General features: G+C 61.4%; 23 protein-coding genes. 3 read left to right on the top strand and 20 right to left on the bottom strand.

Features of this window, described 5'->3' with window-relative positions:
* Positions 1-31: 31 nt before the first annotated feature.
* From ntrC to dusB, 3 genes are read right to left on the bottom strand one after another with little or no spacing between them, the layout of a single operon-like run.
* Positions 32-1492 carry a nitrogen regulation protein NR(I) gene (ntrC, locus tag NKI39_RS19080; protein ID WP_254817199.1) on the bottom strand — a complete coding sequence of 487 codons (1461 nt, stop codon included), beginning with the start codon at positions 1490-1492 and terminating at the stop codon, positions 32-34.
* On the bottom strand, positions 1489-2631 hold the full coding sequence (locus NKI39_RS19075) for a two-component system sensor histidine kinase NtrB (protein ID WP_023675075.1): 1143 nt from the start codon (positions 2629-2631) through the stop codon (positions 1489-1491). The genes ntrC and NKI39_RS19075 overlap by 4 nt, the downstream gene beginning before the upstream one ends.
* The gene (gene dusB, locus NKI39_RS19070; RefSeq protein ID WP_352833571.1) at positions 2628-3653 is read right to left on the bottom strand and encodes a tRNA dihydrouridine synthase DusB; all 1026 of its coding nucleotides are present in this window, start codon (positions 3651-3653) and stop codon (positions 2628-2630) included. The genes NKI39_RS19075 and dusB overlap by 4 nt, the downstream gene beginning before the upstream one ends.
* A gap of 181 nt (positions 3654-3834) precedes the next feature.
* On the opposite strand from dusB, the gene NKI39_RS19065 reads away from it, so the two are divergent.
* On the top strand, positions 3835-5055 hold the full coding sequence (locus tag NKI39_RS19065; RefSeq protein WP_352502929.1) for a bifunctional 2-C-methyl-D-erythritol 4-phosphate cytidylyltransferase/2-C-methyl-D-erythritol 2,4-cyclodiphosphate synthase: 1221 nt from the start codon (positions 3835-3837) through the stop codon (positions 5053-5055).
* Positions 5052-5561 carry a CinA family protein gene (locus NKI39_RS19060; protein ID WP_352833569.1) on the top strand — a complete coding sequence of 170 codons (510 nt, stop codon included), beginning with the start codon at positions 5052-5054 and terminating at the stop codon, positions 5559-5561. The genes NKI39_RS19065 and NKI39_RS19060 overlap by 4 nt, the downstream gene beginning before the upstream one ends.
* Here NKI39_RS19060 and NKI39_RS19055 read toward each other — a convergent pair.
* The 11 genes from NKI39_RS19055 to eno all read right to left on the bottom strand — a co-directional run bounded on the left by NKI39_RS19055 (position 5537) and on the right by eno (position 15750).
* Positions 5537-5995, bottom strand: a complete 459-nt coding sequence (locus NKI39_RS19055) for a type II toxin-antitoxin system RatA family toxin (protein ID WP_352833566.1) — start codon at positions 5993-5995, stop codon at positions 5537-5539. The two genes, NKI39_RS19060 and NKI39_RS19055, sit on opposite strands and share 25 nt — an antisense overlap.
* Positions 5996-6005: 10 nt before the next feature.
* A complete protein-coding gene (gene lipA, locus NKI39_RS19050) occupies positions 6006-6971 on the bottom strand; it encodes a lipoyl synthase (protein ID WP_352471839.1) in 966 nt (321 codons plus the stop codon).
* Between the two features lie 137 nt (positions 6972-7108).
* Positions 7109-7366: a GlsB/YeaQ/YmgE family stress response membrane protein gene (locus NKI39_RS19045; protein WP_292655302.1), complete on the bottom strand. Its 258-nt coding sequence runs from the start codon at positions 7364-7366 to the stop codon at positions 7109-7111.
* A gap of 99 nt (positions 7367-7465) precedes the next feature.
* Positions 7466-8911, bottom strand: coding sequence for a dihydrolipoyl dehydrogenase (gene lpdA / locus NKI39_RS19040; protein WP_352471838.1), 1446 nt, complete (start codon positions 8909-8911; stop codon positions 7466-7468).
* Positions 8912-8922: 11 nt separating this feature from the next.
* Positions 8923-9561 (bottom strand): SGNH/GDSL hydrolase family protein, encoded by a 639-nt coding sequence (locus tag NKI39_RS19035; RefSeq protein WP_352833563.1) that lies wholly within the window; start codon positions 9559-9561, stop codon positions 8923-8925.
* Positions 9558-9977, bottom strand: a complete 420-nt coding sequence (locus NKI39_RS19030; protein ID WP_352448942.1) for a hypothetical protein — start codon at positions 9975-9977, stop codon at positions 9558-9560. Before NKI39_RS19030 ends, NKI39_RS19035 begins: the two co-directional genes overlap by 4 nt.
* Positions 9978-9994: 17 nt before the next feature.
* Positions 9995-11371: a pyruvate dehydrogenase complex dihydrolipoamide acetyltransferase gene (locus NKI39_RS19025; protein ID WP_352542002.1), complete on the bottom strand. Its 1377-nt coding sequence runs from the start codon at positions 11369-11371 to the stop codon at positions 9995-9997.
* An 18-nt stretch (positions 11372-11389) separates the two neighbouring features.
* Positions 11390-12793 (bottom strand): pyruvate dehydrogenase complex E1 component subunit beta, encoded by a 1404-nt coding sequence (locus NKI39_RS19020; RefSeq protein WP_352542001.1) that lies wholly within the window; start codon positions 12791-12793, stop codon positions 11390-11392.
* 15 nt (positions 12794-12808) lie between these two features.
* Positions 12809-13849, bottom strand: coding sequence for a pyruvate dehydrogenase (acetyl-transferring) E1 component subunit alpha (pdhA, locus tag NKI39_RS19015; RefSeq protein WP_352502934.1), 1041 nt, complete (start codon positions 13847-13849; stop codon positions 12809-12811).
* Between the two features lie 171 nt (positions 13850-14020).
* Positions 14021-14341 (bottom strand): FtsB family cell division protein, encoded by a 321-nt coding sequence (locus tag NKI39_RS19010; RefSeq protein WP_023675088.1) that lies wholly within the window; start codon positions 14339-14341, stop codon positions 14021-14023.
* A gap of 134 nt (positions 14342-14475) precedes the next feature.
* Positions 14476-15750: a phosphopyruvate hydratase gene (eno, locus tag NKI39_RS19005; protein WP_352471834.1), complete on the bottom strand. Its 1275-nt coding sequence runs from the start codon at positions 15748-15750 to the stop codon at positions 14476-14478.
* A 202-nt stretch (positions 15751-15952) separates the two neighbouring features.
* On the opposite strand from eno, the gene NKI39_RS19000 reads away from it, so the two are divergent.
* Complete coding sequence (locus NKI39_RS19000) at positions 15953-16075, top strand: hypothetical protein (RefSeq protein ID WP_084642452.1); 123 nt, start codon at positions 15953-15955, stop codon at positions 16073-16075.
* Positions 16076-16152: 77 nt separating this feature from the next.
* On the opposite strand, the gene NKI39_RS18995 is transcribed toward NKI39_RS19000, so the two are convergent.
* The 6 genes from NKI39_RS18995 to NKI39_RS18970 all read right to left on the bottom strand — a co-directional run bounded on the left by NKI39_RS18995 (position 16153) and on the right by NKI39_RS18970 (position 21558).
* On the bottom strand, positions 16153-16518 hold the full coding sequence (locus NKI39_RS18995; protein WP_352833559.1) for a PRC-barrel domain-containing protein: 366 nt from the start codon (positions 16516-16518) through the stop codon (positions 16153-16155).
* Positions 16519-16639: 121 nt separating this feature from the next.
* Positions 16640-17491: a 3-deoxy-8-phosphooctulonate synthase gene (gene kdsA, locus NKI39_RS18990; protein ID WP_352833556.1), complete on the bottom strand. Its 852-nt coding sequence runs from the start codon at positions 17489-17491 to the stop codon at positions 16640-16642.
* The gene (locus tag NKI39_RS18985) at positions 17488-18375 is read right to left on the bottom strand and encodes a VOC family protein (protein WP_352833554.1); all 888 of its coding nucleotides are present in this window, start codon (positions 18373-18375) and stop codon (positions 17488-17490) included. The genes kdsA and NKI39_RS18985 overlap by 4 nt, the downstream gene beginning before the upstream one ends.
* Before the next feature lie 306 nt (positions 18376-18681).
* Positions 18682-18969: a Dabb family protein gene (locus NKI39_RS18980; RefSeq protein ID WP_254817185.1), complete on the bottom strand. Its 288-nt coding sequence runs from the start codon at positions 18967-18969 to the stop codon at positions 18682-18684.
* A gap of 103 nt (positions 18970-19072) precedes the next feature.
* A complete protein-coding gene (locus tag NKI39_RS18975; RefSeq protein ID WP_292655342.1) occupies positions 19073-19207 on the bottom strand; it encodes a hypothetical protein in 135 nt (44 codons plus the stop codon).
* Positions 19208-19578: 371 nt separating this feature from the next.
* Positions 19579-21558 (bottom strand): bifunctional 2',3'-cyclic-nucleotide 2'-phosphodiesterase/3'-nucleotidase, encoded by a 1980-nt coding sequence (locus tag NKI39_RS18970; protein WP_352833551.1) that lies wholly within the window; start codon positions 21556-21558, stop codon positions 19579-19581.
* Between the last annotated feature and the right edge of the window lie 68 nt (positions 21559-21626).

Genomic DNA, 21626 nt, shown 5'->3' with positions numbered 1-21626 from the left:
TCCCCTGGAAAGCGCTCTTAAAGGGATTCGTCTAGACCTGCCTGGACGACTTGTAGACGTTGACGCCGAGTTCGCGAATCTTCTTGCGCAGCGTGTTGCGGTTGAGCCCCAGCAATTCCGCAGCCTTGATCTGGTTACCGCGCGTTGCGGTCATCGAGGCGAGGACCAGCGGATATTCGACCTCGGAGAGGATTCGCTGATAGAGCCCGGCCGGGGGCAAGTCGCCGGCAAACGAGGCAAAATAGCGTTGCAGGAAATGCTCCACCGCCTGGCCGATGGAAAGGTCGTCGGGAATGAGGTTGCCGCCACCTGGAACGACAGGCCTTTCGCCGGTCTTCAACTCCGCCTCGATGATCTCCGCGGAGATCTCGTCCTGCGAATACAGTGCGGCCAGCCTGCGGATGAGATTTTCGAGTTCGCGCACATTACCGGGCCATGGGTAGCGCTTCATCAGCTCGATGCCGCCGGTGGAAATGCGCTTGGTCTGCAAGCCTTCACTGACGCCGAGCTTGAAGAAGTGGCGGACGAGGTCCGGAATGTCCTCCGAGCGCTCGCGCAGCGCCGGCAGCCTGAGCGGCACAACGTTCAAGCGGTAGAACAGGTCCTCGCGGAAAAGCCCCTGATTGATCAGCGTGCGCAGGTCCTTGTTGGTGGCAGCCACGATGCGCACGTCGGTCTTGATCGGCGTGCGGCCGCCGACCGTGGTGTATTCGCCCTGCTGCAGCACACGCAGCAGCCGCGTCTGCGCTTCCATCGGCATGTCGCCGATCTCGTCGAGGAAGAGCGTGCCGCCTTCGGCCTGCTCGAAACGGCCAGTGGAGCGGTTCTGTGCGCCAGTAAAGGCGCCCTTCTCGTGCCCGAATAGTTCCGATTCGATCAGGTCGCGTGGGATCGCCGCCATGTTGATGGCGACGAAGGGGCCACCACGACGACGGCCATATTCATGCAGCGCGCGCGCCACCAGTTCCTTGCCGGTACCCGATTCGCCCGAGATCATCACCGTCAGGTCGGTCTGCATCATGCGCGCCAGCATGCGGTAGATGTCCTGCATGGCCGCCGAGCGGCCGACCAGCGGCATCGTTTCAGGCGGCTCGTCGGCACGCGTATCGATCTTGGGCCGCCGCGGCTCGGAAAGCGCGCGGTTGACGATGTTGAGCAGTTCCGTCAGGTCGAACGGTTTCGGCAGATATTCATAGGCTCCGGTTTCGGAGGCCCGGATCGCGGTCATGAACGTGTTCTGCGCACTCATGACGATGACCGGCAGTTCCGGTCGCGCCTTCTTGATGCGCGGCAGCATGTCGAAGGCGTTCTCGTCGGGCATGACAACGTCGGTGATGACCAGATCGCCCTCGCCCGCCGCCACCCAGCGCCACAGCGTCGAGGCATTGGAGGTGACGCGCACGTCGTGACCGACGCGCGAAAGCGCCTGGTTGAGGACTGTGCGGATGGCCGCATCGTCGTCAGCGACGAGAATATTGCCGCGAACGGTCATTTGCGGTCTCCTTCACCGTCGTCGTCGGTGCCAAACTGGGTTTCTTTCCATGCCGGCATCAGGATACGGAAGGTGGTCCCGCGCGGCGTCGATTCGCATTCAATGATGCCGCCATGCTCGCCGACGATCTTTGCGACCAGCGCCAGACCGAGACCGGAGCCGTTCGGCTTGGTGGTGATAAAGGGATCGAACAGGATCGGCAGGATATCCTCGGAAACACCCGAACCGTTGTCACGCACGCAGAATTCCAATGGCAGCGATACGCGGTCCTGAGTCCCGGGTACGGAAACACGGATGCCCGGACGGAAGGCGGTCGACAGCATGATCTCGCCCTGCGGATCGCTGCCGATCGCCTCGGCGGCATTTTTTACCAGATTGAGGAAGACCTGGATGAGCTGGTCGCGATTGGCAAAAACCGGAGGCAATGATGGATCATAATCCTCCAATATCTTGATCCGCTTGGCAAAACCGTTCTTGGCGATTGCCTTGACATGGTCGAGCACGACATGGATGTTGACGGGGTAGCGGTCGATCGGCCGCTCGTCCGAAAACACCTCCATGCGGTCGACCAGCGAGACAATGCGATCGGTCTCGTCGGTGATCAGCCTGGTCAGTGCGCGATCCTCGTCGGACGCCGACAGTTCAAGCAGCTGCGCGGCACCACGAATGCCGGACAGCGGGTTCTTGATCTCATGGGCAAGCATCGCGGCAAGGCCGGTGACCGAGCGCGCCGCACCGCGATGCGTCATCTGCCGGTCGATCTTGTCGGCCATTGAGCGTTCCTGGAACATTACCACGACGGAGCCTGGAAATTCCGTCACAGGCGCGACGTAGAGATCGACCACCTTCTCGATGCCGAGCCGCGGCGACGACACGTCCACCCGGTATTCGTTGACTGGCGCCCGGCGCTCGCGCACCTGGTCGACAAGCGTCAGCAGCGGGCTGCCGAAAGGAATGAGCTTGTGCAGCGTGTTGCGGGCGAGCATCGTGGCGCTCGAACGGAAAAAATCCTCGGCATCGGCATTGGCGAAGGTGATGAAGCCTTGCGGATCGACCATGATCACCGGCCGACGAATGGTGTTGAGCACAATATGCGCGGCGTCCGCCATATCCGTGCTCTGTGTGACGGTGGCGTTCATGCCGCACTCCGCAGGTTCGCTGCTTCGGGAGCGCTTGAAAATACGTCGCGCAGCAAGGAAATGACGCGCCCAGGCTCGAAAGACGTGAGTATGGCCTTGCGCCGGTCGTCGCTTGTGGCGGCGTGGCGGTCGAGATACCAGCCGAGATGCTTGCGCGCCTGGCGCAATCCGCTTTCCACGCCATAGAGCGTCAGCATGTCTTCGTAATGGGCAATGACGTAATCGGTCAGCGCTTGCGGGCTTTCCGGCATGCCGGATACCGGCTCGGCCAGCGCGGCCGCTACAATGCTGCCGGCGGTCCACGGCGCGCCATAGTGCGCACGGCCGATCATCACCGCGTCGGCGCCGGATTGGTCAAGGATCGACGCAGCCTCTGCCGGCGAGCCGACATCGCCATTGGCAACCACAGGGATCGAGACGGCCTGCTTGACGCGTGCGATGGCACGCCAGTCGGCCGTGCCCTGATAGAACTGGCAACGTGTGCGGCCATGCACCGTCACCATCATCACCCCGGCCTGCTCGGCGCGTCGCGCCAGCATCGGCGCGTTGAGCGCGCCTTCGTCCCAGCCGAGCCGCATTTTGACCGTGACCGGCACGTCGACCGCGCCGACTACCGCTTCGATCAGCGACAGCGCGTGGTCGAGATCTCGCATCAGTGCCGAACCGGCATAGCCGCCCGTCACCTTTTTGGCCGGACAGCCCATGTTGATGTCGACGATGTCGGCGCCTTCGCCGGCTGCGATTCGCGCGCCCTCGGCCATGTGCGCCACCTCACGGCCGGCAAGCTGGACCATGTGGACAGGCAGCCCGGAATGACGGATGCGCAGGCCGGAACCAGCCCTGCCCTTTGCAAGCTCGCCGCTCGCCACCATTTCCGATACGACCAGCCCGGCGCCATGCGCATGGGCGCGTTGCCGGAACGGTTCGTCGGTGATGCCCGACATGGGCGCGAGAAATACGCGATTGCGGATTCTCACGCCACCCACATCCAGCGGCGAAGCCAATTTGGTCACATCAGGCATGCACAAAAACCAAGCACCTTCGGTTGCTGCACATTCTCTAGCCAGAACGGCGGCAATGTGCAACGCGCAATGTCGTGACATTAAGGCGCATTTGGGAAAAATACGGATCGCCGCACCGCATCAATCCTGGGTCTTCCAAAAGCGATACCACTTTTCGGGATCATGCGTTAAGCGTCTCGGCATGAGAGATGCGAGCGAAAAGCAAGCTGCGGACGACAAGGTCGCCGTGGTCATCGTTGCTGCCGGCCGCGGCGCGCGCGCCGGACAGGCCAAGGGGCCGAAGCAGTACCAGCAAATCGGCGGCGGCGCCGTTATCGCACGCACGCTCGGCGCCTTTCTGACGCATCCGAAGATTGGACCTGTCGTCGTTGCTATCCATGCCGACGACGGCGCGCTTTTCCGCCGTGCGGCCGGTGCGAACGCCGACCGTGTCGTCGCGGTGACCGGCGGTACGTCACGGCAGGAGTCCGTCCGCCTTGGACTGCTGGCGTTGAGAAGCAATGCGCCGGGCCGGGTCTTGATCCATGATGCGGCCCGGCCGTTTGTCGATGCGGAACTGATAGACCGCACGATCGCCGCCATTGGCGAGCGCCAGGGGGCACTGCCTGCCTTGCCGGTTGCCGATACGCTCAAGCGCGAAACGGCCGAAGGCATGATCGGCGAAACCGTGTCCAGGGCCGGGCTTCATGCCGCACAGACACCGCAAGGCTTTCCGTTCTGGCCGATCCTGGCTGCGCACGAAAAGGCTCATCATCTGGGCAAAGCGGATTTCACCGACGATGCGGCAATCGCCGAATGGGCGCATATTCCGGTGAAGATCGTTCCCGGCTCGCCGGACAACGTCAAACTGACCTGGGCACGGGATATTGCAATGGCGGATCAGCGGCTTTCCAGCGCCCCGCGTTTTCCCGACATCCGAACCGGCAATGGCTATGACGTCCATGCGTTCGTGCCCGGCGACCATGTCACCCTGTGCGGCGTCGCCATTCCACACGATAGGAAGTTGTCCGGCCATTCGGATGCCGATGTCGGTCTCCACGCCTTGACCGACGCCCTGCTCGCCACCTGCGGCGCCGGTGACATCGGCACGCATTTCCCGCCCTCCGACCCGCAGTGGAAAGGGGCCGCTTCACGCATCTTCGTCGAACACGCGGTGAAGCTGGTGCGCGCGCGCGGCGGACGCATCGCCAACGCCGATATCACCCTGATCTGCGAGGCGCCGCGCGTCGGCCCGCATCGCGAGGCCATGACCGAAGCGCTTTCGGCAATGCTGCGAATTTCGCGCGATCGCATCTCGATCAAGGCGACAACCAATGAGAAGCTTGGCTTCGTCGGCCGTGAGGAAGGCATAGCGGCCATCGCGACTGCCAGCGTTGTGTTTCCAGGGGATGTCCCTGAATGAGCAATAGCGGTCTCGCAGATGCCCTGCTTAAGGCCTGCCAGCAGCGCGGCATGATGCTGGCGACGGCGGAGAGCTGCACCGGCGGCATGATCATCGCCGCGCTGACCGACATCGCCGGCTCTTCCGCGGTGGTCGATCGCGGCTTCATCACCTATTCCAACCAGGCCAAGACCGAGATGCTCGGCGTCTCGGCCGCTACGCTCGAGGCGCACGGCGCGGTCTCGCGCGAGACTGCGGTGGAGATGGCGGCCGGAGCCTTGGCGCATTCGCCGGCCGGGCTCGCCCTGGCGGTGACCGGCATCGCCGGTCCGGACGGCGGCTCGGCGGAAAAACCTGTCGGCCTGGTCTGGTTCGGCGTTGCCGTGGCTGGCCGGCCGGTAGTCAGCGAATGCCAGCTGTTCGCCGACAAGGGCCGCGATTACATCCGCAGGGAGACGGTCCGTCATGCGCTTGAACTGGGTCTGCGCGCGCTCGCTGCGGATCAGGCCGTCGATGGCGCGCCGTAGATGATTTCGGCCCGTTTCTCGAACGCCTCGGAGAACATGCGGAAGGCGCGGTCGAACATGGTTCCCATCAACGCACCCAAAATGCGGCTCTTGAACTCGTAGTCGATAAAGAAGCAGACGTTGCAAGCGCCGTCCGCCGGGTCGAAGCGCCAGACATTGCTCAGATATTTGAAAGGGCCGTCGATGTATTTGACATCTATGGCGTTCTCGTCAGGCTTCAGCAGCACCTGCGTGGTGAAAGTCTCGCGGATCGCCTTGTAGCCGATGCTCATGTCGGCGATGAGCAAGGTGCGCCCGTCGCGTTCCTTGCGTGAGCGAACCGTCAGTGCCTCGCAAAGCGGCAGGAATTGCGGATAGGATTCGACATCGGCGACCAGAGCGAACATCTGCTCCGGCGTATGCGCAACGCGGCGATGGGCTTCGAATTGTGGCATAAAACCAGTGTTAGGCGGACTTTTTGAGAAACGCTTCGCGCGCCGCGCGCAACCTGGCAAAGTCGTCCCCGGCATGGTGCGACGAGCGCGTCAGCGGGCTCGACGCTACCAGCAGGAAGCCCTTGGTCCTGCCGATCGTCTCAAAGGACTTGAATTCCTCCGGCGTGACGAAGCGGATCACCGGATGGTGCTTCTTCGACGGCTGCAGATATTGGCCGATGGTCATGAAGTCGACATTGGCCGAACGCAAATCGTCCATCAGCTGCAGAATTTCGTTCCGCTCCTCGCCAAGGCCGACCATGATGCCGGACTTGGTGAAGATCGAGGGGTCAAGCTCCTTGACCCGCTGCAAGAGCCTGATCGAGTGGAAATAGCGCGCGCCCGGCCGAACCGTCAGATAGTTAGACGGCACGGTCTCGAGATTATGGTTGAAAACATCCGGCCTGGCCGCCACCACGATCTCCAGCGCACCGTCCTTGCGCAGGAAATCGGGCGTCAGGATTTCGATCGTCGTCGACGGGGTTGCTGCCCTGATCGCACGGATGACATCAGCAAAATGCTGGGCCCCGCCGTCGGCCAGATCGTCGCGATCGACGGAGGTGATGACGACATGGCTCAAGCCCATTTGCTTGACCGCATGCGCGACGCGCGCCGGCTCGTCGGGATCGAGTGCGGTCGGGATGCCGGTGGCGACATTGCAAAAGGCGCAGGCCCGCGTGCAGATCTCGCCCATGATCATGAAGGTGGCGTGCTTCTTCTCCCAGCACTCGCCGATATTGGGGCAGCCCGCCTCTTCGCAAACCGTCACCAGTTTGTGAGACTTCACGATTTCGCGCGTCTCGGCATAGCCTTTCGACATCGGCGCCTTGACGCGGATCCAGTCAGGCTTGCGCAGTACGTCCTGATCCGGCTTGTGCGCCTTTTCGGGATGCCGCAGGCGCGGCGCATTGGCAATCGTGTCGAGGACGGTGACCATGTGAAACCCGGCTCATTGGCAAGCGCTTGTCCAGCGCTCGCTCTACCCACATCATCTAGGACTTTTCGGCGAAAAGAAAAAGGCCGCGATCACGCATGCCGCGGTGACCTTTTTCGCATAGCAAGTGCCGACAGAGGTTAGCGGCGCACCAGTCGTCCGACCGCAATCAGAATGCAGGCACCGATGAAGCCGGTGATCAGATAGGCTATCCAGCCGACGCCGAAGATGCCGATGTTCAGGGCCTGCAAGATGGCGTTCAACACGATTGCGCCGACAATGCCGAGAATGATGTTCATGAGGATGCCGGTATTGCTCTTCATGACCATCTCGGCCAGCCACCCCGCCAGGCCACCGATGATGATGGCTGCAACCCAGCCCACGCCGTTCATTTCCATATGCCCTCTCCTTGTATGATGGATGATGCCTGCGAAACGAATTGCTCTGCCGTCGAGTTCCTCTGTGTCTTCCGTGTGAGACTCGCCCCAACTAATTTATCATGCATTCAGTGCGCGACCATAGGCGTCGAGTACACTCTCCTTCATCATCTCCGACAGCGTCGGGTGCGGGAAGATCGTGTGCATCAGCTCTTCCTCGGTGGTCTCCAGATTCATCGCCACGACGAAGCCCTGGATCAGTTCGGTTACTTCTGCGCCGACCATGTGGGCACCCAGCAACTGGCCGGTCTTCTTGTCGAAAATGGTCTTGACGAAACCTTGGTCTTCGCCCAGCGCAATCGCCTTGCCGTTTGCGGCGAACTGGAAGCGGCCGACGCGGATGTCCTTGCCATCGGCTTTCGCTTTGGCTTCCGTCAGTCCGACCGAGGCGACTTGCGGATTGCAATAGGTGCAGCCCGGGATCTTCAGCTTGTCGATGGCATGCACGCCGGGGAAATTGGCGATCTTTTCCACACAGACCACGCCCTCATGCTCGGCCTTGTGGGCGAGCATCGGCGGTCCGGCAACGTCGCCGATGGCGTAGACGCCCGGCACATTTGTCTTGCCGTAGCCGTCGACGACGACGCAACCGCGGTCCGTCTTCACGCCGAGCGTCTCGAGGCCGAGGTTTTCGATGTTACCCTGTACGCCGACGGCCGAGATCATACGATCGGCGGTGATCTTCTCGACCTTGCCGTCCTTCATCTCGACATGCGCCGTGACCGAGTTAGTGCCCTGCTCGACCTTGGTCACCTTGGCTTCTAGAATGATCTTCATGCCCTGCTTCTCGAACTGCTTCTGCGCGAATTTCGAGACCTCGGCGTCCTCGACCGGCATCACAGCCGGCAGCAGTTCGACCACCGTCACCTCGGCGCCCATGGTGCGGTAGAACGAGGCGAACTCGATGCCGATGGCGCCCGAGCCCATCACCAGCAGCGATTTCGGCATCTCTTTCGGCACCATGGCCTCGAAATAGGTCCAGATCAACTTGCCGTCCGGCTCGATGCCGGGCAATGCGCGCGGCCTCGCTCCGGTCGCCAGAATGATGTGCTTGGCGCTGTAGGTGCCCTCGCCCTTGACGCCCTTGGGCGCCGGCGGCTGCGGCTCCATCGGCTTCTTCGACGATTTCGACACGACGATCTCGCCAGGTTTGGTCAGCTTGGCTTCGCCCCAGATGACGTCAACCTTGTTCTTTTTCATCAGGAAGCCGACGCCGCCGTTGAGCCGCAGCGAGACCTTTCGCGAGCGATCGACGACGGCGGCTGTGTCGACGCTGACCTTGCCATCGATCTTCAGGCCGTAGTCCTTCAGATGATCCGAATAGTGCATGATCTCGGCGGAGCGCAGCAGCGCTTTGGTCGGAATGCAGCCCCAGTTGAGGCAGATGCCGCCCAAGTGCTCGCGCTCGACGATCGCCGTCTTGAAGCCAAGCTGGGCCGAACGCACTGCAGTGACATAGCCGCCGGGGCCGGAGCCGATGATGATGACGTCGTAGTTCTCAGCCACGGCTTTCTCCTTCACAATTCCAACATGAGGCGCACGAGCGGCGCCAGCGCTTGCCCGACGTTCCGCGTGTTTTCCGCGTCCAGGTGGACGCCGTCGAGCGGCGTGGTTTTGGCCACCGTGCCGGCATCGAAGAAGCCGCAGCCGGCCTCGTCGGCAAGGGCGGAATATTGCGGCGCCAGCCGCTTTGACGCGTCATCGCCGCCGGCGAACATTTCCTTGAACTCGGCGTTTTCCGTGCGGCTGACTACGGGCGGCGCGACGATCAGGATCTGCGGCGCCAGCCAATCGAACGGGTAATCGTGACCGCGCACGATGTCGATCAGGCGTTGCATGCCTTGTTTGGCCGCGACCGGATTACCGTGAATCCACGGCTTCATATCGTTGGCTCCGAGCATGATGACGATCAAGTCGATCGGTGCGTGCGTCGTCAGGATTGTTGGCAACAGCCTTGCGCCATTGCGGTCCGCCCCGGCCAAGTGATCGTCGAAGGCGGTGGTTCGGCCATTCAGGCCTTCGGCGATGACCTCGACGCCGCTGCCCAATGTTGCCTGCAGCACGCTCGGCCAGCGATCCGCCGGCGGATGACGGCCGAGGTTTGCCGCGTCATAGCCCCAGGTCAGCGAATCGCCGTAGCAGAGGACCGTCTTCATGTGCCTGCCCCGCCGAAACCTGGTTGCGAGCGCGCCAATCGCCAGCGCACGAAAAGCCACTGGACCAGCACTGTAGCGATGCCCGGCAGAACGAGACCGGCGACTACGGGAAGATCGCCCGACCACTGGCTCTTGCCTGGGGGCTGGGAGAAAGTCCAGCCGATCAGGGCAACTCCAACGAGCACAAAAAACGCTACCCCTATGGTCGCCGTCAGCTTTGTTGCCCGTCGTGGGTCCGACATGAATTGTGCGATGAAGAACGCGACCGTCACGAGGACGGTGACGAGAACCGAGATCATGAACACAAGGATGTACTCTACGTCGGCATTGGTGGCGACGGCGAGCCACTGCGCCACCAATCCGCCCGCCAAACCGGAAAGAAAAAAGGCAAAAAGGCTGGTGAAGAATTTCCGCACCGCCCTGTTCCCCTCTCTTAAACCAGCATGCCCATCGGGTTTTCGACCATGCGTTTGAAGGCGACGAGCAACTCGGCGCCGAGCGCACCGTCGACGGCGCGGTGATCGGTCGACAACGTCACCGACATGATCGTGGCGATCTTGATCTCGCCGTTCTTCACCACTGCGCGTTGCTCGCCGGCGCCGACCGCCAGGATCGTCGCATGCGGCGGGTTGATGACGGCAGAAAAATCCTTGACGCCGAACATACCGAGATTGGACACCGCCGTGGTGCCGCCCTGATATTCTTCCGGTTTCAGCTTGCGACTACGGGCGCGGCCGGCAAGATCCTTCATCTCGTTGGAGATGACGGACAGCGTCTTTTCATCGGCACGCCGGATGATCGGGGTGATCAGGCCGCCGGGGATCGACACGGCAACGCCGACATCGGCATGCTTGTGCTTGACCATGGCGTTTTCTGTCCACGACACATTGGCATCCGGCACCGCCATCAGCGCCATGGCCAGAGCCTTGATAACCATGTCGTTGACCGAAAGCTTGTAGGCCGGCGTTTCGCCCTTCTCGGTCTTCTTCGCCGGGGCGGCCGCATTGATCTGCGTGCGCAGGGCCAGAAGCGCGTCGAGCTCGCAGTCGAGCGTCAGATAGAAATGCGGGATGGTGGTTTTGGCCTCGACCAGCCGCCGCGCAATGGTCTTGCGCATATTGTCGTGGGGGACCAGCTCGTAGGAGCCTTCGGCAAACAGTTTGAGCACCTGCTCGTCGGACATTGGTTTGGGTGCTGCGGCCGCAGGCGCCGGAGCGCCGGCGGGCGCCGCTTTTGCTGCTGGTGCCGCCTTGGCGCCGCCACTGGAAATTGCGGCATCGACATCGGCCTTTACCACGCGGCCGCGGGGGCCGGAGCCTGTCAGCGCCGCGACATCTATACCAGCTTCGCTGGCGATGCGCCGGGCCAGCGGCGAGGCGAAGATGCGCTCACCGTTTGCGTGGCCGTTGGCGACCGGCACCGCGTCCGCCTTAGGCGTAGGTGCGGCAGGCTCCTGCTTCGACGCTTCGGGCTTTGATGTTTCCGCTTTGGCGGCTTCCGCTTTCGGAGCCTCAGCCTTGGCCGGCGCAGCGCCATCACCGCTTTTGACGGCAGAAGCAGCATCCTCCCCCTCAGCCGCCAATACCGCGATCAGCGCATTGACCTTGACGCCTTCAGTGCCGGCCGGAACCACCAGCTTGGCAACCGTGCCTTCGTCGACGGCTTCGACTTCCATCGTTGCCTTGTCCGTCTCGATCTCGGCAATCACGTCGCCCGGCGAGACCTTGTCGCCTTCCTTGACCAGCCACTTGGAAAGGTTGCCCTCTTCCATTGTGGGCGAAAGCGCCGGCATGGTGATGTTGATCGGCATTTTGTCCTCCCGCCCTGCTCAGCGATACGTGACGGCTTTGACCGCCTCGACGACCTCGCCGACATTGGGCAGCGCCAGCTTTTCGAGGTTCGCCGCATAGGGCATCGGCACGTCCTTGCCGGCAATTGTAATGACCGGTGCATCGAGGAAATCGAAGGCGCGCTGCGAGACCTGATTGGCGACATGGTCGCCGACCGAGTTCTGCGGAAAGCCTTCCTCGACCACCACGAGGCGATTGGTCTTTTTGACCGAGGCGATGATCGTGTCGAAGTCGAGCGGGCGGATGGTGCGCAAGTCGATTATCTCGGCATCGATGCCCATGCCGCGCAACTCCGCCTCGGCCTTGATCACGTAGGTCATACCGATGCCGAACGAGACGATGGTCACGTCCTTGCCGGATTTGTGAATGCGCGCCTTGCCGATCGGCAGCACGAAATCGTCCATCTTCGGCACGTCGAAGGAGTGGCCGTAAAGGATTTCGTTCTCGAGGAAGATGACCGGGTTCGGGTCACGGATCGCCGCCTTGAGCAGACCCTTGGCGTCGGCGGCGGTATAGGGCATCACCACCTTCAACCCGGGAACATGGCTGTACCAGGCGGCATAGCATTGCGAATGCTGCGCGGCGACGCGGGCAGCCGCGCCGTTCGGGCCGCGAAAGACGATCGGGGCGCCCATCTGGCCGCCGGACATATAGAGCGTCTTGGCGGCTGAATTGATGATCTGGTCGATCGCCTGCATGGCGAAGTTGAAGGTCATGAATTCGACGATCGGCTTCAGGCCGGCCATCGCCGCGCCAACACCAACGCCGGCAAAGCCGTGCTCGGTGATCGGCGTGTCGACTACGCGCCGCGGACCGAATTCCTGCAACAGGCCTTGTGTGATCTTGTAGGCGCCCTGGTACTCGGCGACTTCCTCGCCCATGACGAAGACGTCGCCGTCGCGGCGCATTTCCTCAGCCATTGCGTCGCGCAACGCTTCACGCACCGTGGTCGAGACCATTTCGGTGCCGGCCGGGATGTCCGGATCGGCGGCAATTTCCAGCCTGGGTGCGGCGGCAACAGGTGCTGCCGCTTCGCTCTTGGCCGGAGCAGCAACGGGGGGCGGAGCAGCCGCGGGCGCTGCCGCTTGCGACACGACAGCCTCCTCGCCAATGCCTTCGCCCGCCTCGTCGATGTCTTCGCCATCGACGGCCAACACAGCGATCAGTGTGTTGACCTTGACGCCTTCGGTGCCGGCAGGAACCACGATCTTGGCAAGCGTGCCGTCGTCGACGGCTTCGACTTCCATCGTTGCCTTGTCGGTCTCGATTTCGGCAATGGCGTCACCGGCCGCGACCTTGTCGCCTTCTTTCTTCAACCACTTCGAAACATTACCCTCTTCCATGGTCGGCGAGAGGGCGGGCATGAGAATTTCGATCGGCATGTCCTTGCCCTCTCGTTAAAGTACGATGTCGGTCCAGAGCTCGGACGGATCTGGCTCCGCGTCGTTCTGGGCAAATTCTGCGGCGTCGGCGACAACGTCGCGGACTTCCTTGTCGATGGCCTTGAGTTCGTCCTCGCTTGCCCATTTCTTATCGAGCAGCCGCGCCTTGACCTGCTCGATCGGGTCACGTTCGGAGCGCATTTTCTGCACTTCTTCCTTGGAGCGGTATTTAGCCGGATCCGACATCGAATGGCCGCGGTAACGATAGGTCTGCATTTCGAGAATGAGCGGCCCGTTGCCGGCGCGGCACCATTCGGCGGCGAGGTCACCGGCTGCCTTTACAGCGCGCACATCCATGCCGTCGACCTGGATGCCTGGAATCTTGAAGGACGCGCCGCGGTGCGAGAAATCCGTCTCGGCCGACGAGCGCGAGACCGAGGTGCCCATGGCGTAGCGGTTGTTCTCGATGATGTAGATCACCGGAAGCTTCCACAGCGAGGCCATGTTGAAGCTTTCGTAGACTTGGCCTTGATTCGCCGCGCCATCGCCGAAATAGGTCAGCGTCACATTGTTGTTGCCGCGATAGCGGTTGGCGAACGCAATGCCGGTGCCGAGCGACACTTGCGCGCCGACGATGCCGTGGCCGCCGTAAAAATGCTTCTCCTTGGAGAACATGTGCATCGAGCCGCCCTTGCCTCTGGACAGGCCGCTACGGCGCCCGGTCAGTTCGGCCATGACGCCGCGCGGCGACAACTCCATGGCCAGCATATGACCATGGTCGCGATAGGCGGTGATCATCTGGTCGCCATCGATCAGCGCCATCTTCATGCCGGTAACGACCGCTTCCTGCCCGATGTAGAGGTGGCAGAAACCGCCGATGAAGCCCATGCCGTAAAGCTGGCCGGCCTTTTCCTCGAAGCGGCGGATGAGCAGCATGCGCCGGTAGGCGGCAAGCTCCTGGTCTTTGGTGAATTCAACAGGCTTTGGGGTGGAAAGGCCCGGCGTTTTGCCGTCCGATTTGGATTTGGCAGGCGCTTTTCTGGTGGCGGTGGCCATGCATCACTCCCTGTTGGCGTCTCTTGGCGGACAGCGAGGGAGATCAGTTCTCCCACCGGTTTGAGGCAGGCTAACATGCAGGGAAGGCTTTCGCCATGCCGAAAACGCATGGCTGTCATGCATCTAAGCAATTAAAATCATTGCAAATATCACCGATTAACTGAAATCCGGTTATCTTGCAACCGGCAGCATGATGGTGATCTCGTCCGCGTGGGACAGATTAAGCGCCTTGCGCGCCTGCTCGTCCAGCATGTCCTTCTCCAGGGTGCCCTCATGCATCAGCTGAACGCGGCGCTCGAGATCGATCCGGCGCGCCCTGACGGCATCGAGCCTGCCCTGCAATTCGGCAGTCTCAGCTTCGAGCTGATACTTGGAATAGATGCCGAACTCGCCATGATAGGCATGGAAGCCGAAATAAGTCAGGAACACCACGCAGAGCGAGGGGATGATCAGCCGGCCGGTGTTTCTTTGCTTGTGCTGGCGTGTCCACATGGTCCGAATCCTCTACGCCGCCTTTGTCGCCCGATTGTGCTTAATGGACGGTTACAGCCTGTTGGATTCAGAGCCAGGAAGCAAAAAAGGGCGGGAATGTCCCCGCCCTCGCCGCCACGGATTTTCTCTCGAAATCAGCTTTTCACGATCGACTTGCCGGCATATCGCGCCTGCTTGCCGAGCTCCTCCTCAATGCGGATGAGCTGGTTGTACTTGGCCATGCGATCCGAGCGTGACAGCGAGCCCGTCTTGATCTGCCCGCAATTGGTGGCAACGGCGAGGTCGGCGATGGTCGAATCCTCGGTCTCGCCCGAGCGGTGCGACATCACCGCGGTATAGCCGGCCTTGTGCGCGGTCTCGACGGCGTCGAGCGTTTCGGTAAGCGAGCCGATCTGGTTGACCTTGACCAGGATCGAATTGGCGACACCCATGCGGATGCCGTCGCGCAGCCGCGCCGTGTTGGTGACGAACAGATCGTCGCCAACCAGCTGCGTTTGCTTGCCGATGAGATCGGTCAGTATTTTCCAACCGTCCCAGTCATCCTCCGCCAGGCCGTCCTCAATGGTGATGATCGGGTAGTCGGCAGCAAGTTTGGCCAGATATCTGGCCTGCACCTTCGGGTCGCGGGTTTTCCTCTCGCCTTCATAGACGTAGTTGCCATCCTTGAAGAATTCGGTCGCCGCGCAGTCGAGGCCTAGCGCAACCTCCTCGCCGGGCTTGAAGCCAGCCTGCTCGATCGATTCCATGATGAAGTCGAGCGCGGCCGGCGCGCTCTTCAGGTTGGGGGCAAAGCCGCCCTCGTCGCCGACATTGGTGTTATGGCCGGCGTCCTTCAGCTTCTTTCGCAGCGTATGAAAGATCTCCGAGCCCCAGCGCACGCCGTCGCGCAGCGTCGGCGCGCCGATCGGCAGGATCATGAATTCCTGGAAATCGATCGGGTTGTCGGCATGCGCGCCGCCATTGATGATGTTCATCATAGGCACCGGCAGCACATGGGCCTTGGTGCCGCCGACATAACGATAGAGCGGCAGGTCGGCGGCTTCGGCCGCAGCCTTGGCCACAGCCAGCGACACGCCGAGGATGGCATTGGCGCCGAGCCGGCTCTTATTGGGCGTACCATCGAGCTCGATCATGGTCTGGTCGATATGAATCTGATTCTCTGCCTCCATGCCGCCGATCGCCTCGAACAGCTCGCCGTTCACCGCCTCGACCGCAGTGAGCACGCCCTTGCCGAGATAGCGGGGGCCGCCATCGCGCAGTTCGACCGCCTCATGCGCGCCGGTCGAGGCGCCGGACGGCACCGCGGCGCGACCCATCGAGCCGTCTTCGAGCACGACGTCGACCTCGACGGTCGGATTTCCGCGGCTGTCCAGGATTTCACGCCCGACAATGTCGATGATGGCCGTCATTGCGATGTCCCCGATTGATCGATTGAAGCGTCGCGCACCTCTTAGCCAAAGCGCCGCAAAACGCAATCGGGGCACTTGCAAATATTGCCCGTGCGCTACGGATTCACGAAGCACGAAGCGCTGTCATCATTTGTCATACGCGGCATGCCGGTTTCTGGTTTATGGCTGTTGTCGCGCGGGGCGAAACAGGAGGAGTTTCGCCATGTCCCAGTTGAGCGGTATTGTGAGTTTGTTCCTGATCGCGGCTGCGTTCCTGACGTCGTGCGACAATCAGCAACCCCCGCAGGGATCGTCGCCTTTGCCGGCCCTGCAGATTGCGCAGTAGCATCCCGCCACATCGAAAGGCCCCCGATTTCCCGGGGGCCTTTTTGATTCCAGGAGACTTAGTCAGTGCCAGTAAGGTCAGTGCCAGTAAGGCTCGACCTTGTAGTAGTTGTATGAGGCATCACGCGCGGCCTCGCCGTCGGCGCCGGTCAACTCGTTGATCGAATAGGAAGGAGCGGCCTTCAGCTGGTCTTTGGTGAACGGCACGACATAGCCGCCCTTGTTCTCGTCATAGTCAAGGCTCGCCCACGGAATGGCGTGGTATTTCTCGCCGATGCCGAGAAATCCACCAAAACCGATCACGGCAAACATGATTCCGTTCGACAGTTTGTCGAGCATGACGTCCTCGATGTCGCCGATATGAGTGCCTTCCGTATTGTAGACCGATGTGCCGATAACCCGCGAAGCGGCGATGGCTTCGGTGTGTCCCGTCTGGGTCGTCATGGTGTGCTCCTCGTCGTCGTTGACATTAGATTTTGACAATGAGGGCCGCGGGCTAAGGTTCCAGGCGGGTTCGAAATTCTTCAAAGTTTCCTGGCGGCGCTGCTGTGGCGCAACTGCTGGTTCAACCCACGCTTTTGGCAACGCGATCGAACGCCATCAGCCGTTCAAGCAATGCGGGAAGATCCTTTAGCGGCACCATGTTGGGACCGTCGGAAGGCGCGTTGTCGGGGTCCTGGTGCGTCTCGATGAAGACGCCGGCGACGCCAACCGCGACGGCCGCGCGCGCCAGCGTCTCGACAAAGCGCCGGTCGCCTCCAGACGAACCGCCCTGCCCACCCGGCTGCTGCACGGAATGGGTGGCATCGAAAATCACCGGCGCGCCGATCTCGGCCATGATCGGCAGCGCCCGCATGTCGGACACCAGGGTGTTGTAACCAAAGGATGCGCCGCGCTCGGTGACCAAGACATTGGCGTTGCCGGAGCCGATGATTTTGGCGACGACGTTCTTCATGTCCCACGGCGCGAGGAATTGCCCCTTCTTCACATTGACCACCTTGCCAGTTCTTGCCGCAGCAATCAGCAGATCGGTCTGGCGGCTGAGGAAGGCAGGAATCTGCAGGATATCGGCATGCGGAGCGACGATCGCGCATTGTTCCTCAGTGTGGACGTCGGTCAGGATCGGCAGGGCAAAATTCTTGCGCAAGTCGTCGAAGATCGGCATTGCCGCTTCAAGTCCCGCGCCGCGCGTGCCGCCAAGCGAGGTGCGATTGGCCTTGTCGTAGCTGGTCTTGTAGACGAGCCCGATGCCGAGCCTGTCGGTCATTTCCTTTAGCGCACCGGCCATGTCGAAAGCGTGCTGCCGCGATTCCAGCTGGCATGGACCGGCGATCAGCGATAGGGGCGCGCTGTTGCCGAAAATGACTTTGCCGACCGCAACGGAAGAGTTCGGCATCAGTGGATTGAGCTTGTTCATGCGATCTCCCGGAAAATGAAGGCTGCGCCCTGCCCTGGCGCCGGCGGCACGATGGTATCACCGCCGCGCATGTGGTGTTCGACAGAATTGGCTGCAAGCAGCTTGGCGACGGCATCGCCGTGCCTAATCGAAAAGACGATCCCAGCAAAGCGGAGTTCAGATGGTGCGCCGGCAGGAATGCCGAAGCGTGCCGAATAGGCTGCAGGATCCAGAACGGTCACGACGGCATTCGGCAGCTCATAGACAGTGCCGCCGCCCTGCGCCTCCATTCCGGCTGCGATCGAAATCAAACGGCCTTGTTCGAAAGGTTCGCCAGTGACCGCCACGACTTCGACAATGCCGGTTGCGCCATTAGCGTGGGCCTGCAACGCAGTGCGGTCAACGTTCGGCGCATTGATCCGCTCGCAGGCGAAGAGAAAAGCGTCCGCTGTCTTGCCTGTAGCCGCGAAGGCCAGTTTGAACGATGCGGTATCGCTCTTTCCCGCCGCATCGGTGAAGGCGCGCGAAAAGCTTAGCGCGTCTCCCGCCGACAGACCGGCTTCCATGTAGCGCGCGTGGTCCGCGGCGGCGCTTTCGGTGCCCAGCGCCACGGCAGAAAATCCTTCATCGCCGTTTTCTTCGCGATACGTGCGATCACGCACGACAAAGACATTGCGGTTCGCGATCGCCGTTGCCACGGCCTGCCGGTCAGCGACCGCGAGCGGCTCGAGATAGGTGCCGTCGGTGAGAAAGACACAGCAGTTTTGCGTTCCGAAAGGGTGGATACCTGTCGGCGCAACGGTAAAGCCGAGCAGGGTCAAGCGCGCCCGCGCAACATCGAGGCTTGCTGTCGGCAGCACCAGGTGATCGAGCGGATGAGGCCTTGCGGGGGTGTTTTCGGTCATGTCCCGCGCGATGTGCCTCATTCCTGAAAATGGTTCAAGGGCTTAGCCGGTGCCTCAGCGGCGATCGCAGGCCTCGGCCGCGAGGAGCCGACTTGCCGCCCGCAAAAATCATCCTAGCTCATTGCCATGGGAAGAGACCTTTTCATCGCCCTAGCCGTTATTGCGATAGCAGTTATCGCCGTGCTGATCTGGAACGCGCCAAAGCGGCCGGGCGTCGATCCGACCGAAACCTCCGCGGCTCAGACGGAGTGAAGCGGGCTACGGCGCGGAGCCCCTCCGCGACGTCAAATCTGCCTTGGGAGGCGGTCAACTTGCAACGATGTCGGCCGAATAGCGTAATTCGCGCAGAGGTTTGACCCGGCTGGTCGTCTCTGCATAGAGCGGATGCGCCTTGTAGGCGGCGAGCGCCGCTTCGTCCTCGAACTCGGCGTAGACGACCACATCGATCTCATCCGAGAGCGGGTCGACCTTGGTGTTGAGCGTTACCTCGAAATGACGCGAATGAGGTATCTTGCCAAGCGCCAGGAGGCCCGTGCGCACTGCCTCGACATCCGCTTTATGCCGTGCGCTGAAGAAAACGATATGCCGGATCAACCCAGCCTCCTCGACCGTTGGACCGGCGTTCTTTTGTGTCAGCGGCAGCGTGCCGTCAATCGGCAGGTTTGTCGCGTCTGCGAACCATAGCTGCGAAGAGAAACTACACCATGCTGGTTACATAGTGCACGATGCGGGTCACCTCCCTGACCGTCCTGTCGAGGTAGCGGCCTTGGTTGTAAATGCCGTCCCAGATCAGGAAAAAGGTGACGGTCGTGATGACGATGACATAACGCATGACTAAAACTAGCGCATATGGACGGTTGCAACCATAGCGATTCCAACGCTGCTGGGGACCCTCCCCGAATTTTAATGGCCTTTGTGGTCTGTCTGCTGCGATGCTTGCTGGCCAGAATGGCGCCACCGCCACAGGGCGCCTTGGAAAGATAACCCCGCTCGGCTTCGACGACCGCTTCCCGCCTCGATCGACCGACTGCCACACCATTATTCCGGCGGGATTTCGACGGACGCGCTGGATCTGGTCATGCCGCCGTCAAGCGGCGTTTCGCACCACCTGCTTGAAGAGGCCCCCTGTCTCAAACGGATTGGCCGTATCGGGGCAGTATCTTAACGCTGAGACAGTTTCGAGCCGACGTTCAAATCCTCGCCTCAAAGAGTGATGCGGTATTTTGCAAAGCCCGCTTCGCCCTCGCCCGCCGGCTCGATCTTCAGCGACTTCACTTGCGCAATAAACTCCTTCGCCTTGGCGCCGGTCTCGAATACGACGCTGGTTCCCGGCAGTGGCGCAAACGACCAGTTGGCGTCCGCCGACGGGTTGATGGTGCCTTTGCTGACGATATAGCGCACGATCACATCGCGGTTGGTGTCGGGCGCTTCGTAGATGATCTTCGAGGCATTGATCTCCGGGAAATTGCCCCCGCCGCCGGCTCGGTAGTTGTTGGTGGCGACGACGAATTTCCGCTTGGGGTCAATCGGTTTGCCGTCGAACATCAAGTCAATGATGCGGGTCGAGCCAGCATTCACCAGCCCGCCCTTCGAATCATATTTCGGTGGCTGCGACAGATCGATCTTGTATGTGACGCCGTCGATCACGTCGAAATTATAGGATGGGAAGTCAGTGTTGATGAGCGCCTGGTCGGCTTTGCCCGGTTCGATCCGGTTGAAGATGCCGGCCGACATTTCCAGCCATTCCTTCACCTCTGCCCCGGTGATTTCAACGGCGCGCACCGTGTTTGGATAGAGGTAGAGATCGGCGACGTTCTTGATGGCGATATCGCCCACCGCCACGTCGGTGTAATAGTCGGCGCCGTTGCGCCCGCCGGCCTTGAACGGTGCCGCCGCCGACAACAGCGGCATATCCTTCCACTCTGTGTTCTTCAGGATGTCCTTCAAATACCAGGTCTGCGCCTGGCTGACGATCTGCACCGATGGATCATCGGCGACCAGCGCAAAATAGGAATAGAGCGGCGCCGAGGTTTTGCCGACCGGCCGGCGCACATAGGCAAGCGTCGCCTCGTGGTCCTGTTTGAGCGCGTCGATGATGCGCTGGTCGTCCGCGACGGTCGGCTTGTTCGTTTTGTCGACCCGCTCAAAGATCGGCCTGGCCTCAGAGGTCGCCGAGACGATTTTCCACGTCGATCCGTCGCGCTCCAGCAACAGATCGATCAGCCCCATGTGCGAGCCCCAGAAGCCGGCCATGACGGCGGGCTTGCCTTGCAACGTGCCTTTCGCCGTATCGACGGCTTCCAGCGACTGAAAGTCCTTCTTGCCGGGGAAGACCAGATGCTGGTGACCGGTGAACACCGCATCGATACCTTCGACACCGGCAACGAAGAAGGAGGCGTTCTCCATCATGTCACTTTGCTTCACGTCGATGCCGGAATGGGAGAGCGCAATGACGATGTCGGCGCCTTCTTCCTTCATTTGCGGCACCCACGCCTTGGCCGCCTCGACGATGTCGCGTGTTTTGACGCTGCCCTCGAGATTTTTCAGGTCCCAGACCATGATCTGCGGCGGCACGAAGCCGATGATGCCGATCCTGATCGGTTGCTCGGCGCCCGACCCGTCTTTGATCTTCCTGTCGAGGATGACGTAAGGCTTGAGATAAAGCCTGTCGTCGCGCGGGTTCGCGGCGAGCTCCGTGCCGCGGATCAAATTCGCGCAGACAAACGGGAAGTTGGCACCGGCCAGCACCTTGTCCATGAACGACAGGCCGTAGTTGAACTCGTGGTTGCCGAGGGTCGAGCATTCGTAGCCGAGCAGGTTCATGCCCTTCATGACCGGATGCAGATCGCCATCCTTCATCCCCCTCTCGTAGGCGATGTAGTCGCCCATCGGGTTGCCTTGCAGAAGGTCGCCATTATCGATCAGCATCGCGTTGGTTGCTTCCTTGCGCACGGCTTCAATCAACGATGCCGTTCGCGACAGCCCCATCGTGTCGTTAGCTTTGTCGGCGTAGTAGTCGTAAGGCAGCACATTCACGTGGATGTCGGTCGTCTCCATAATCCTCAGATGCGCCTGATTGGCTTGAGCCCGGGCGGAGAACGGGTGCAGCATGATCAGCGCTCCGCTGGCGGCGACGCCGGCGAGGAAATCGCGGCGTGAGACGAGGTGGCGCAATTGGGACATTCGTTTTCTCTTTCTTCCACGACGTGACAAGTCCTGCCCGAAGCAAAGCTTCGCGCCGAAATCCAGTC

The sequence above is a fragment of the Mesorhizobium sp. M0664 genome (assembly GCF_040320565.1).
Taxonomy (GTDB): domain Bacteria; phylum Pseudomonadota; class Alphaproteobacteria; order Rhizobiales; family Rhizobiaceae; genus Mesorhizobium.
This window is presented reverse-complemented; position numbering and strand designations above follow the sequence as displayed.